The sequence below is a fragment of the Ectopseudomonas composti genome (assembly GCF_001567565.1).
Taxonomy (GTDB): domain Bacteria; phylum Pseudomonadota; class Gammaproteobacteria; order Pseudomonadales; family Pseudomonadaceae; genus Aquipseudomonas; species Aquipseudomonas composti_A.
Window position 1 is genome coordinate 241,226 of the sequence record NZ_LSSW01000031.1, and the last position, 12,598, is coordinate 253,823.

Consider the following 12,598-nt stretch of genomic DNA (forward strand, 5'->3'; position numbering starts at 1 on the left):
GACACCGGTACCGATTCTCGCCCCGTCGCCGAGCAACTGGCGCCTGCCGCGCCCGGGACAGACCACGCCTTCCTGGAGGCTGAGCAAATGAGTTGGATCAGCGCCCTCGCCGACCTGCAGCAACAGGGTGAAGCCTGCGTGCTGGTGACCATCATCGAGGAACGCGGCTCGACGCCGCGTAATGCCGGCTCGAAAATGGTGGTCACCGCCGAACGTATCTTCGAGACCATCGGCGGCGGTCACCTGGAATACAAGGCCATGCAGATGGCCCGCGAGATGCTCGCCAGCCGCAGCCAGGACACCCGCCTGGAGCGCTTCTCCCTTGGTGCCAGCCTCGGCCAATGCTGCGGCGGCGCCACCGTGCTGCTGTTCGAGCCCATGGGCCAGCCACAGGCGCAGATCGCCGTGTTCGGCGCCGGCCACGTCGGTCGCGCGCTGGTGCCGCTGCTCGCCAGCCTGCCGTGCAAGGTGCGCTGGATCGACTCGCGGGAGAACGAATTTCCCGAGCACATCCCGGCCAACGTGCAGAAGATCGTCAACAACGAGGTGGTCGACGAGGTGGAGAACATGCCACCCGGCAGTTACTACATCGTCATGACCCACAACCACCAGCTCGATCTGGAGCTGACTACGGCGATCCTCAAACGTGGCGACTTCGCCTACTACGGCCTGATTGGCTCCAAGACCAAACGCGTCAAGTTCGAGCATCGTCTGCGCGAGCGCGGCTTCGCGGACACACTGATGGCGCGCATGCGCTGCCCCATGGGCCTGACCGAGGTAAAGGGCAAGTTGCCGGTGGAAATTGCCGTATCCATCGCCGGCGAGGTGATCGCCACCTACAACGCGAGCTTCGGCCAGGACGTGAAGAAAGGCGAATCCAGCGTCGCCAAGCTTTTACCGGTCTCGCGCCGGTCCTGACTCTCGGTGCGCCGTGCGCACCTCCCCATTTTTAATGGTGCGCACGGCGCACCCCACGCACGAGATTCGAATGATGAGCAACACCCGCAAAGCTTACCGCGCCGCCATCCTGCACAGCCTTGCCGACCCGGCCGTAGTCGGTATCGAGCAGTCCTACGAGTATTTCGAGGACGGCATCCTGCTGATCGAAAACGGCAAGGTCGCCCAGGTAGGTGCGGCTGCAGAGTTGCTGCCGAAGCTATCCGGCGTGGACGTCCAGCATTACCCTGACGCGCTGATCACCCCCGGCTTCATCGACACCCACATCCACTACCCGCAAACCGGCATGATCGCCTCCTACGGCGAACAGTTGCTGGACTGGCTCAACACCTACACCTTCCCCACCGAACGGCAGTTCGAGGACAAGGCCCACGCCAGCGACGTGGCGGCGATCTTCCTCAAGGAACTGCTGCGCAACGGCACCACCACCGCGCTGGTGTTCGGCAGCGTGCATCCACAGTCCGTGGACGCCTTCTTCGAGCAGGCCGAGCAGCTCAACCTGCGCATGATCGCCGGCAAGGTGCTGATGGATCGCAATGCCCCGGACTACCTGACCGACACCGCCGAAACCGGTTACGCCGAGAGCAAGGCGCTGATCGAACGCTGGCACGGCAAGGGCCGCCTGCACTACGCCGTCACCCCGCGCTTCGCCCCCACCAGTACGCCGCAGCAACTGGAACTGGCCGGCAAGCTGCTGGGCGAGTACCCGGACCTGTACATGCACACCCACCTGTCCGAGAACCGCAAGGAGATCGAGTGGGTGAAAGAGCTGTTCCCCGAGCGCAAGGGCTACCTCGACGTTTACGACCACCACAAGCTGATCGGCCCACGTGCGGTCTTCGCTCACGGCGTGCACCTGTGCGACGAGGAATGTGCCCGATTGGCCGAGACCGGCTCGGCGGTGGCCTTCTGCCCGACCTCCAACCTGTTCCTGGGCAGCGGCCTGTTCGACCTGAACAAGCTGCAAGCGCATGGCGTACGGGTCGGCCTGGGCACCGACGTCGGCGCCGGCACCAGCTTCAGCCAGCTGCAATCGCTGAACGAGGCATACAAGGTGATGCAGTTGCAGGGCAACAAGCTCGACCCGTTCAAGTCGCTGTACCTGGCCACGCTGGGCGGCGCCAACGCGCTGTATCTGGACAACAAGCTGGGCAACTTCCTGCCTGGCAAGGACGCCGACTTCCTGGTGCTGGACTACAACGCCACGCCGCTGATGAGCTATCGCATGCAGCAGGCCAAGAGCCTGGAAGAGCGCCTGTTTGCCCTGACCATGCTCGGTGATGACCGCGCCGTGAAAGAGACCTTCGCAGCCGGCGTATCGGTGCACCAGCGCGACTGAAGTCGACGAACCGAGCGCCTCGTAGGAGCGGATTTATCCGCGATCAGGCTCGACAGCATCGCGAATGAATTCGCGCCTACACAAATGCGCCTCACCTCAGCCACATCGTCTCCATAACGAAAAAGCCCCGATGCGCGAGCATCGGGGCTTTTTCGTTACACGCAGTCGATCAACGATTGGCAGCGCTGCGACCGGGCTTCTTCTTGGTCTGCAGCAGGTGCGAGAACACCGCATGCAGATCGTCCGAGGCGCTTTCCTCGTCCAGATTCAGCTTGCTGTCGATGTGATCCATGTGATGCATCATCAGCTGCACTGCACGCTCGGCATCGCGCGCCTCGATGGCGTCGATCAGCTGGTTGTGCTCGTCATAGGAGCAATGCGAGCGGCTGCCGCTTTCGTACTGGGCGATGATCAGCGAGGTTTGCGACACCAGGCTGCGCTGGAAACTCACCAGCGGCGCATTGCGTGCGGCCTCGGCCAGCTTCAGGTGGAACTCGCCGGACAGTCGAATGCCCGCGCCACGATCACCGCGCGAGAAGCTGTCTTGCTCGTCCTTGACCATCTGGCGCAGCTCGGCCAACTGCTCGGCGGTGGCGTGCTCGACGGCCAGCTCGGTGATGGCGCGCTCGACCAGGCGGCGCGCATAGAAGATCTGCCGCGCTTCATCAACGCTCGGGCTGGCCACTACTGCACCGCGATTTGGCCGCAGCAGCACCACGCCCTCGTGGGCCAGACGCGACAGGGCGCGACGAATGATGGTGCGGCTGACGCCGAAGATCTCGCCCAGGGCCTCTTCGCTCAGCTTGGTGCCAGGCGCCAGACGCTGCTCGAGAATGGCGTCGAAGATATGGGCATACACGACATCGTCCTGAGTCCCGCTGCGGCTGCTTTTGCCCGCGCGCGGCTGCTTCTTGAGAGGCTGCAATTGATCGTTCATTCTGGCTCGCGTCAATGAGAGTCGGCGACACTGCGACTCTACTGTGTTCTACCCGGTAGCTGACAAGCGCCGAGCAAAAAAACATCGGAAAAAAATTGAGGCAATTGTACACAAATCAATCAGCCTCCACACCATCCGCTGTCTGACGTCATAGCTGAGCTGCCGACAAGGCATCATTCACAACAGCGCACAGAACGACAAATTCTTTCCTTATATACAGCTGCCTTCTCAGTTCATTAGGGGCTAAGAGCCTGCTCCAGGCGTCGGAACGGCACCCGACAGACAGCTGCAGGCACGCTAGATATATCCCTATCTAATTGATTTAAAAGAATTTAGCTTTTAAGAGCAAAAGGATTGTCGCCAAATCCGCTCACTTCCCTGCCAAAGCCCTCGACTGGTTCGATTAATGCAACATTAAAAACATTAATTGCATTTTTTGTATACAACATCATAATCGCGCCTGAGTGACTTCTTGACCGCTCGGTCAACAACTTAGCCAGGAAGCACCATCGAGAACACCGCCTGCCTCAGAGAGCATTGTCTTGCGCAACGCTCTGGGCGGTACACAACAAGAGAGATGAGGAGTACCCGCTGTGGAAAGCGTCAAACAAGAACAACACGCGACTCAACTGGCAAGAGGTGGCCTGCTCGACCGCTTCTTCAAACTGACCGAGCACCGCACCACCATCAAGACCGAACTGATCGCTGGCGTGACCACCTTCGTCACCATGGCCTACATCATCTTCGTCAACCCCAACATCATGGCCAGCGCCGGCATCGACCATGGTGCAGCCTTCGTCGCCACCTGCATCGGTGCGGCGCTGGGTTGCTTCCTGATGGGCCTGTACGCCAACTGGCCGGTCGGCCTGGCGCCGGGCATGGGTCTGAACGCCTTCTTCACCTATACCGTCGTCGGTGAAATGGGTTACAGCTGGCAGATCGCTCTGGGCGCGGTGTTCATCTCCGGCGTGCTGTTCATGATCATGAGCCTGTCGAAGATCCGCGAGTGGCTGCTCAACAGCATCCCGATGAGCCTGCGCTTCGCCATGGGCGCCGGGGTCGGCCTGTTCCTCGGCCTGATCGGCCTGAAGACTGCTGGCATCGTCGTCGACAGCCCGGCCACGCTGTTGACCATGGGCTCGTTCGGCAATCCTTCGGCGCTGCTTGCCGCCGTGTGCTTCCTGCTGATCGCCGTGCTCAGCCACCGCAACGTGTTCGGCGCCATCCTGTTCAGCATGCTCGGCGTGACCGCCATCGGCTGGGCGCTGGGCCTGGTGGAGTACGGCGGCCTGGTGTCGATGCCGCCGAGCCTGGCACCGACCTTCCTGGCCATGGACATCGCCGGTGCGTTCAACGTGGCGATGATCAGCGTGATCCTCGCGTTCCTCTTCGTGAACATGTTCGATACCGCCGGCACCCTGATGGGCGTCGCCCATCGCGCCAACCTGGTGGATGACGACGGCAAGATCCAGAACCTGTCCAAGGCGCTGAAAGCCGACTCCACCTCCAGCGTCATCGGCGCGATGGTCGGCTGCCCGCCGGTGACCAGCTACGTGGAGAGCGCGGCCGGCGTCGCTGCCGGCGGCCGCACCGGGCTGACCGCCATCACGGTCGGCATCCTGTTCCTTGCCGCGATGTTCTTCGCCCCGCTGGCCGGCATGATCCCCGCCTACGCCACCGCCGGCGCGCTGATCTATGTCGCGATGCTGATGATGAGCGGCATGGCTCACATCGACTGGAAGGACCACACCGACACCATCCCGGCCATCGTTACCGTGGTGATGATGCCGCTGACCTTCTCCATCGCCAACGGCATCGCCCTGGGCTTCCTCACCTATGCCACGCTGAAGCTGCTGACCGGCCAGGGCAACAAGGTGTCGCTGAGCCTCTACGCGCTGTGCATCATTTTCATCGCCAAGTTCGCCTTCCTCTGACGGCACCCTGACGCTGAACGATCCCCGGCCTTGTGCCGGGGCTTTTCGTTTGGCTCCGTCGCCGGCAGGCAACGCGTTGCGCCAGTTGGGTTCCGGATTTCATCCGGGCTACGGACTGCTTAGTCAAGGTTGCGCGCACCTAGCTACCCATCTCCCATTTATTGGCGCGCGCCGAGCGCAGAGGGATTGCCGGAGAAGGCTAAAAACAATGCAGGCAAAAAAAAAGCCCGCAGTGTGAGCGGGCATAAGGACTCAAACGAGTCTGAGGGTGACAAGCATTCGTCTGGCAGGCGGCGGCCTGCCAGTCACTCAGCTACCGCGGTAGGTGGAGTAGCTGTATGGGGAAATCAGTAGCGGTACGTGGTAGTGCTCCTGGCCGGCATCGATGCCGAAGCGCAGGACGACCACGTCGAGGAATGCCGTGTCCGGCAGCTTCACGCCGCGGGCACGGTAGTAGTCGCCGGCGTGGAAGTGCAGCTGATAGACGCCCGTACGGTAATCATCACCCTGCAGCACCGGCGCATCGCAACGGCCATCGTGGTTGGTGGTAACGGTGGTGATCAGCTCCAGCTGCGCGCCTTCGACGCGATACAGCTCGACCTTGATGTCACTCCCTGGGCAGCCGTGCGCGGCATCCAGTACATGTGTAGTCAAACGTCCCATGGGTCTCGGATGCCCGCGGCGCAGAGCGGCCCACGAACACCACACCTCCTCTACTCTGTTGAAATCGGCTCGTCGCAATGCTCCGACGCAGTGGCAGGATAGCATGCAGGTCGAATATAAAACACTTTACTCACAAATTGTACACAATAAATCCAATGGAGATGCCATCAACGCACCAAAGCGGTTCGCTGCCTTCCTTATCGCAAACCAGCATTCATGCCGCCATCCGCGCAGATTGCTGACCAGCAAGGCAGTTTCACCGGCTGCACGCGCACTGAATAAAATGATGAAAAGTCGATTTACAAACGGCAACCAACTTTGTATACAATTAGCCATCCGGTCGCGTAGCCATCGATAACCCGGCACGCAGTGACCGCAACGCTCCAGATAGGAAGACTGCAGTGAACGCTGATTACCCACGCGATCTGATCGGCTACGGCGCAAACCCACCCCATCCGCACTGGCCGGGCGACGCCCGTATCGCCTTGTCCTTCGTGCTCAACTACGAAGAGGGCGGCGAACGCAACATCCTCCATGGCGACAAGGAATCCGAGTCCTTCCTCTCCGAGATGGTCGCCGCCCAGCCGCTGCAGGGCCAGCGCAACCTGTGCATGGAGTCGCTCTACGAGTACGGCAGCCGCGCCGGTGTCTGGCGCCTGCTCAACCTGTTCAAGAAACACGACATTGCACTGACCGTCTTCGCCGTGGCCATGGCCGCCCAGCGTCACCCCGAGGTGATCCGTGAGATGGTCGCCGCCGGGCATGAGATCTGCAGCCACGGCTATCGCTGGATCGACTACCAGAACATGGACGAAGCCACCGAGCGCGAGCACATGTTCGAGGCCATCCGCATCCTCACCGAGCTGACAGGTGAACGCCCGCAGGGCTGGTACACCGGTCGCCTGGGCCCGAACACCCGGCGCATCGTGCGCGAGGAAGGCGGCTTTCTCTACGACTCCGACACCTACGATGACGACCTGCCCTACTGGGACCCGGCCAGCAGCGCAGAGAAGCCGCACCTGGTGATCCCCTACACCCTGGACACCAATGACATGCGCTTCACCCAGGTGCAGGGCTTCAACAAGGGCGACGATTTCTTCGAATACCTCAAGGATGCCTTCGACGTGCTCTACGCCGAGGGTGAAGCCGGCGCGCCGAAGATGCTGTCGATCGGCATGCATTGCCGCCTGCTCGGTCGTCCGGCCCGCCTGGCCTCGCTGGCGCGCTTCCTCGAATACGTGAAGAGCCATGACAAGGTCTGGTGCGCCCGCCGCGTCGACATTGCCAAGCACTGGCACGCCACCCACCCCTTCCGCGCGACCGAACAAGAGAGCCGCCCATGAGCCGTTTCCAGACCCTGACTCCGTCCAAGCTGAGCCGCGACGCGTTCGTAGACGCCTTCGCCGACATCTACGAGCACTCGCCCTGGGTGGCCGAGAAGGCCTATGACCTCGGCGTCGACGCTAGTGTCGACGACATCGACAGCCTGCAGCAGCGCATGGCCGACATCCTCCTGAGCGCCAGTCATGAGGCGCAACTGGCGCTGATCAACGCGCACCCGGACCTGGCCGGCAAAGCGGCCGTGCGCGGCGAACTGACCGCCTCCAGCACCGCCGAGCAGTCCGGCGCCGGCATTCATGAATGCACCGCCGAGGAGTTCGCGCGCTTCACCGAACTCAACGATGCCTACAAGGCCAAGTTCGGCTTCCCCTTCATCAAGGCCGTCAAGGGCAGCAACCGCCATCAGATTCTGGCGGCCTTCGAGGAGCGCATTCACAACACGCCGGAGCAGGAGTTCACCACCGCTCTGGCCGAGATCAACAAGATCGCCCTCTTCCGCCTGCAGCAGCTGTAATGCTGTCGCCTCACTCCAACGAACAATATAAGTAGAACAGCCATGCGTAGCCTGACCATCGAGCCCCTGAGCAAAGAAGCCTTCGCCCCTTTCGGTGACGTGATCGAAACCGAAGGCAGTGATTTCTTCATGATCAACAACGGTTCCACCCGCCGCTATCACAAGCTGGCCAGCGTGGAGACCGCACAGCCGGAGGATCAGGCCATCATCAGCATCTTCAGCGCCGAGTCGCTCGAGATGCCGCTGACCATTCGCATGCTGGAACGCCATCCGCTGGGCAGCCAGGCTTTCATCCCGCTGCTCGGCAACCCCTTTCTGATCGTGGTCGCGCCACTTGGCGATGTACCTGTATCAGGGTCCGTCCGTGCCTTCCTCAGCAATGGCAGGCAGGGCGTCAATTACCATCGCGGCGTCTGGCACCACCCGGTGCTGACGATCGAAAAGCGGGATGACTTCCTGGTGGTTGATCGCAGTGGTTCCGGCAACAACTGCGATGAGCATTTCTTCAATGAGGACGAGCTTCTTCTCCTCAACCCCCACCAATAAGAGAAGCCCGGGGCTGGCGTGCCTCCCCCGGGGAAAGAGGTACAGATCGTGGAAGCACATTTCACCGAATGGCTAAACCTGGGCATCCGCTGGATCCATATGATCACCGGTATCGCCTGGATCGGCGCGTCATTCTATTTCGTCTGGCTGGAGAACAACCTCAACCGTAGCAACCCACGCGAGGGCCTGTCGGGCGACCTCTGGGCGATTCACGGCGGCGGCATCTACCACCTGGAAAAATACAAGCTGGCCCCACCGAAAATGCCGGAGAACCTGCACTGGTTCAAATGGGAGGCCTACTTCACCTGGCTGTCGGGCGTCGCCCTGCTGCTGGTGGTCTACTACCTCAATCCGAGCCTGTATCTGGTCAAGCCAGGTGTCGATCTGGCGCCCGCCGCGGCCATCGCCATCGGTCTCAGCTCCATGGCCGTCAGCTACCTGATCTACCACTTTCTGTGCGACTCGCCACTGGGCAAGCGCCCCGCTCTGCTCGGCGCCGTGCTGTTCGTGCTGATCATCGCTGCCGCCTATGGCTTCAGCCAGATCTTCAGCGGCCGCGCGGCGTACATCCATACCGGCGCCATCATCGGCACCATCATGGTCGGCAACGTGTTCTTCACCATCATGCCGGCCCAGCGCGCGCTGGTTAAGGCGATCGAAACCAACACCACACCCGATCCCCTGTTGCCGGCCAAGGGCCTGCTGCGCTCGCGCCACAACAACTACTTCACCCTGCCAGTGCTGTTCATCATGATCAGCAACCACTTTCCGAGCACCTACGGCAGCCAGTACAACTGGGCGATCCTGGCCGGTATCGCGATTCTGGCCGTGCTGGTTCGTCACTACTTCAACACCCGCCACGACAGCAGCAAGTATGTCTGGACCTTGCCGGCCGCGGCGCTGGGCATGATCTGCCTGGCCTACGTCACCTCCCCGGCGCATCGCGCACCGGCCGCCGCTCCGGTGGCCGCCGTCGAGCAACCGGCGAGCGAGACCGTGGCCAAGGTCGAGGAAGTCGGTGAAGCCGCACCTGCCGAACACACCTCCAGTGGCAACGGCGCCGCGGCCAGCAGCGCAGAGGGCGGCGACTTCGCCAAGGTCGAGAACGTGATCCACGAGCGCTGCACCGTGTGCCACTCGGCGAATCCGACCAGCCCGATGTTCAGCGCGGCGCCAGCCGGCCTGATGCTCGATACGCCGGAGCAGATGAAGGCTCAGGCGGCGAAGATCCACGCCCAGAGCGTTGCCTCGCAGATCATGCCGCTGGGCAACATCACCCAGATGACCCAGGACGAACGCGACCTGATCGGCAGCTGGATCGCCAAGGGCGCTCAGATCAACTGATTGCCACACATGTCGCGTCCGTGACTGGGCGCGGCATCTTTTACGCCCCCGAACCGCTGGCAGCGCAAGCTGACCGGCGGTTCTTTTTTTGTGCACAATTTGTAAATAAATTGTTTTTAACCATGTCCACATATTGCTATAGTCGCCACATCCTGACCACCTAGACAACTTTCTAGCAAGCAGGAAAGAGGTGCCGTGAAGCCTCGTGTAAGCCCATGACCGTATAAAAACAAATGGCAGGCTATGACATGACCACAGACAGTAACGCCCCCACCCCAGCTACGCCCGTCGGCAACAATGACCTGATCTACCAGTTGGACGACACGCCAGCGTTCGCCCCCGCCATCTTCGCGGCGCTGCAACATGTGCTGGCCAGCTTCGTCGGCATCATCACCCCCACCCTGATCGTCGGCAGCGCCCTGGGCCTCGGCGCCCATGTGCCCTACCTGGTGAGCATGGCGCTATTCGTTTCGGGCCTCGGCACCTTCGTCCAGGCCAAGCGCATCGGCCCGATCGGTTCTGGCCTGCTGTGCCTGCAAGGCACCAGTTTCGGCTTTCTCAGCGTGGTGCTCAGCGCCGGCTTCATCGTCAAGGGCCGTGGCGCCAGCGAGGAGGAAATCCTCGCCACGCTGTTTGGCATCTGCTTCTGTGCAGCCTTCGTCGAGATCGCCTTCAGCCAGTTCATCAACAAGCTGCGCAAGGTCATCACCCCGGTGGTCACCGGCACCATCATCTGCCTGATGGGCCTGTCGCTGATCAAGGTCGGCATGACCGACCTGGCCGGCGGCTACGGCGCGCCGGACCTCGGCGCGCTGCACCACCTGGCCCTGGGCGGTCTGGTACTGGGTACCATCGTCGTGCTCAACCGCGCCGCGTCGCAGGTGCTGCGCCTGTCGGCGGTGATCATCGGCCTGACCCTCGGCTTCGCTGTAGCCTGGTTCACCGGCCAGGTGAACTTCGCCAATATGGCCGACGTGCCGCTGATCAGCGTGCCGCAGCCGCTCAAGTACGGGTTCGGTTTCGACTGGATCGCCTTCGTGCCCATTGCCGTGATCTTTCTGATCACCCCGCTGGAAACGGCCGGTGACCTGACCGCCAACTCGATCATTTCCAAGCAGCCGGTGAAAGGCCCGCTGTACATGCGCCGCATCAAGTCCGGGGTACTGGCCGATGGCTGCAACTCGGCGGTGGCCGCGCTGTTCAACAGCCTGCCGATGACCACCTTCAGCCAGAACAACGGGGTCATTCAGCTCACCGGCGTCGCCAGCCGTCACGTGGCCTTCTATATCGCCGGCATCCTGGTCCTGCTCGGCCTGTTCCCGGTCGTCGGCGCCGTGCTGCAACTGATGCCCAAGCCGGTACTCGGCGGCGCCACCCTGATCATGTTCGGCACCGTCGCGGTGGCCGGCATCAAGATTCTCAGCGAAGCCGGTCTGCACCGCCGCAACGTGCTGATCGTGGCCATTTCCCTGGGCCTCGGCCTGGGTGTAGCCGGCGTGCCAGAAGTGCTTTCGCACTTGCCGGACGTGCTGAAGAACATCTTCGGCTCACCGATCACCATCGGGGCCTTCAGCGCCATTGCGCTGAACATTTTCCTGCCGGACGAGCAGCAGGAAGTGGAAGAAGACGACTACGATCCCGAGGCGCACCTGCACACCGTGCTGCAGAACCGCCAGGACGATGGCGTCGATGAGCATAGCCTCACCACCTTGAAGCGCGACCTTACCCCGGACGCGCGCACCAGCTGACCCCAGCATACCGATCCACTCCCGGCAGCCTGCTGCCGGGGGACACCTGCTTGCACCTCAAAACAAGGACAATTCATGAAACTCAAGCATCTGCCTCACTGCTTCGCGCTGTCAGCCGGACTGTTCTCCGGTCAGCAGGCACTCGCGGGCGACCTGCTCTACTGGCAGGACAACAGCCTGTCGTACCTGTATGGCGAGAACTTCCAGCGCATGAACTTCAACGGCGAAGAACAGCGCACCCAGACCACCTTCACCTTCGAGCACGCCAGTGGCTGGGCCTGGGGCGACATCTTCTACTTCCTCGACTACATCCACGCCGACAACGTGCAGACGCGCGGCAGTTTCGACAACGGCAGCTTCCGCCAGCACGACAAGGATTCCTTCTACTACATGGAATTCTCCCCGCGCGTCAGCCTGAGCTGGCTGAGCGGACAGAAGCTGGCCGCCGGACCGATCAAGGACGTGTTCGCCGCCTTCACCTATGAAAAAGGCACCGGCGGCCCTGGCCCGGAAAACTACCTGTATGGCGTCGGACTGGACTGGGAAGTCCCCGGCTTCACCTACTTCAAGACCAACCTGTATCAGGTGAAGATCAACAATCACACCTTCTTCGCCGACCGTGACAGCAACGGCTACGCCACCCAGCTGACCGTCAGCGCGGCTTACCCGTTCAGCCTGGGCGACCAGGACTTCGTCGTCGACGGCTTCCTCGACTGGCGCTCGCCATCGCGCGATGCCGGCACCCAGACCTCGGTCGGCTCCTCGATCCAGGTCAAGTGGGACGCGGGCAAAGCCCTGTTTGGCAAGGAGCGCCAGCTCTACGTGGGGACCGAGATCAACATGTGGCGCGCCAAGTACGGGGTGAAGCCGGTGGACGACTCGGATGATCGCTTCGACCAGACCGCCGTGCAGGCACTGGTCAAGTACCACTTCTGATCACGGCCGCAACGAACCTCGCTGCCGTCGGGTAGGGACGGCGGCCAGGTAAAAGGGGGATGGGCGTTCGCGCCCTTCCCCCTTTTTCTTGGTTCTTCGCACAGTTTGGGGAAAGTGCTGGTTGACACCGGACCGGTAAGTTTGTGTGCGTATCGATTACTGACTTGGCACTATCCATCACCGAGTCCTCTGAGCGCTTGGGTTGCGCCCTTACGGGCGCCACACCTTGATTCGCTGCGCTCACCCTTCGGGCCAGCCTGCGGCTGTTACTGCGCTTCGCTGCGTTTCTTTGCTTGCCCAAGAAAGGTGTGCCAAAGAAGGGCACCCCGACATCCGGGT

General features: G+C 61.8%; 11 protein-coding genes. 9 read left to right on the forward strand and 2 right to left on the reverse strand.

Going from position 1 to position 12,598, the window contains the following annotated elements; genetic code table 11:
- The first annotated feature begins 87 nt into the window (after window positions 1-87).
- The gene (gene xdhC / locus PCLY_RS22640; protein ID WP_061242524.1) at window positions 88-918 is read left to right on the forward strand and encodes a xanthine dehydrogenase accessory protein XdhC; all 831 of its coding nucleotides are present in this window, start codon (window positions 88-90) and stop codon (window positions 916-918) included.
- A gap of 73 nt (window positions 919-991) precedes the next feature.
- The gene (gene guaD, locus PCLY_RS22645) at window positions 992-2,296 is read left to right on the forward strand and encodes a guanine deaminase (protein ID WP_061242563.1); all 1,305 of its coding nucleotides are present in this window, start codon (window positions 992-994) and stop codon (window positions 2,294-2,296) included.
- A 169-nt stretch (window positions 2,297-2,465) separates the two neighbouring features.
- On the opposite strand, the gene PCLY_RS22650 is transcribed toward guaD, so the two are convergent.
- The gene (locus tag PCLY_RS22650; protein WP_061242525.1) at window positions 2,466-3,233 is read right to left on the reverse strand and encodes a GntR family transcriptional regulator; all 768 of its coding nucleotides are present in this window, start codon (window positions 3,231-3,233) and stop codon (window positions 2,466-2,468) included.
- 593 nt (window positions 3,234-3,826) lie between these two features.
- On the opposite strand from PCLY_RS22650, the gene PCLY_RS22655 reads away from it, so the two are divergent.
- Window positions 3,827-5,167 carry an NCS2 family permease gene (locus PCLY_RS22655; protein WP_061242527.1) on the forward strand — a complete coding sequence of 447 codons (1,341 nt, stop codon included), beginning with the start codon at window positions 3,827-3,829 and terminating at the stop codon, window positions 5,165-5,167.
- Between the two features lie 309 nt (window positions 5,168-5,476).
- Here PCLY_RS22655 and uraH read toward each other — a convergent pair whose 3' ends face one another.
- Entirely contained in the window at window positions 5,477-5,830 is a 354-nt protein-coding gene (gene uraH, locus PCLY_RS22660; protein ID WP_017679213.1) for a hydroxyisourate hydrolase, read from the reverse strand.
- 401 nt (window positions 5,831-6,231) lie between these two features.
- On the opposite strand from uraH, the gene puuE reads away from it, so the two are divergent.
- The 6 genes from puuE to PCLY_RS22690 all read left to right on the forward strand — a co-directional run bounded on the left by puuE (window position 6,232) and on the right by PCLY_RS22690 (window position 12,259).
- Window positions 6,232-7,173 (forward strand): allantoinase PuuE, encoded by a 942-nt coding sequence (gene puuE / locus PCLY_RS22665; RefSeq protein WP_061242529.1) that lies wholly within the window; start codon window positions 6,232-6,234, stop codon window positions 7,171-7,173.
- The gene (gene uraD / locus PCLY_RS22670) at window positions 7,170-7,685 is read left to right on the forward strand and encodes a 2-oxo-4-hydroxy-4-carboxy-5-ureidoimidazoline decarboxylase (protein WP_061242531.1); all 516 of its coding nucleotides are present in this window, start codon (window positions 7,170-7,172) and stop codon (window positions 7,683-7,685) included. The genes puuE and uraD overlap by 4 nt, the downstream gene beginning before the upstream one ends.
- 42 nt (window positions 7,686-7,727) lie before the next feature.
- Complete coding sequence (locus tag PCLY_RS22675; RefSeq protein ID WP_061242533.1) at window positions 7,728-8,231, forward strand: ureidoglycolate lyase; 504 nt, start codon at window positions 7,728-7,730, stop codon at window positions 8,229-8,231.
- A gap of 48 nt (window positions 8,232-8,279) precedes the next feature.
- Window positions 8,280-9,575, forward strand: a complete 1,296-nt coding sequence (locus tag PCLY_RS22680; RefSeq protein WP_061242536.1) for a urate hydroxylase PuuD — start codon at window positions 8,280-8,282, stop codon at window positions 9,573-9,575.
- 233 nt (window positions 9,576-9,808) lie between these two features.
- Window positions 9,809-11,323: a nucleobase:cation symporter-2 family protein gene (locus PCLY_RS22685; RefSeq protein ID WP_061242538.1), complete on the forward strand. Its 1,515-nt coding sequence runs from the start codon at window positions 9,809-9,811 to the stop codon at window positions 11,321-11,323.
- A 75-nt stretch (window positions 11,324-11,398) separates the two neighbouring features.
- Window positions 11,399-12,259, forward strand: coding sequence for an outer membrane protein OmpK (locus PCLY_RS22690; RefSeq protein ID WP_061242540.1), 861 nt, complete (start codon window positions 11,399-11,401; stop codon window positions 12,257-12,259).
- Window positions 12,260-12,598: the final 339 nt, after the last annotated feature.

Bases quoted from the DNA above. Each gene is read 5' to 3' on its own strand.
- xdhC (WP_061242524.1), top strand. From the start codon at position 88: ATGAGTTGGATCAGCGCCCTCGCCGACCTGCAGCAACAGGGTGAAGCC.
- guaD (WP_061242563.1), top strand. From the start codon at position 992: ATGAGCAACACCCGCAAAGCTTACCGCGCCGCCATCCTGCACAGCCTT.
- PCLY_RS22650 (WP_061242525.1), bottom strand. From the start codon at position 3,233: ATGAACGATCAATTGCAGCCTCTCAAGAAGCAGCCGCGCGCGGGCAAA.
- uraH (WP_017679213.1), bottom strand. From the start codon at position 5,830: ATGGGACGTTTGACTACACATGTACTGGATGCCGCGCACGGCTGCCCA.
- uraD (WP_061242531.1), top strand. From the start codon at position 7,170: ATGAGCCGTTTCCAGACCCTGACTCCGTCCAAGCTGAGCCGCGACGCG.
- PCLY_RS22675 (WP_061242533.1), top strand. From the start codon at position 7,728: ATGCGTAGCCTGACCATCGAGCCCCTGAGCAAAGAAGCCTTCGCCCCT.
- PCLY_RS22685 (WP_061242538.1), top strand. From the start codon at position 9,809: ATGGCAGGCTATGACATGACCACAGACAGTAACGCCCCCACCCCAGCT.
- PCLY_RS22690 (WP_061242540.1), top strand. From the start codon at position 11,399: ATGAAACTCAAGCATCTGCCTCACTGCTTCGCGCTGTCAGCCGGACTG.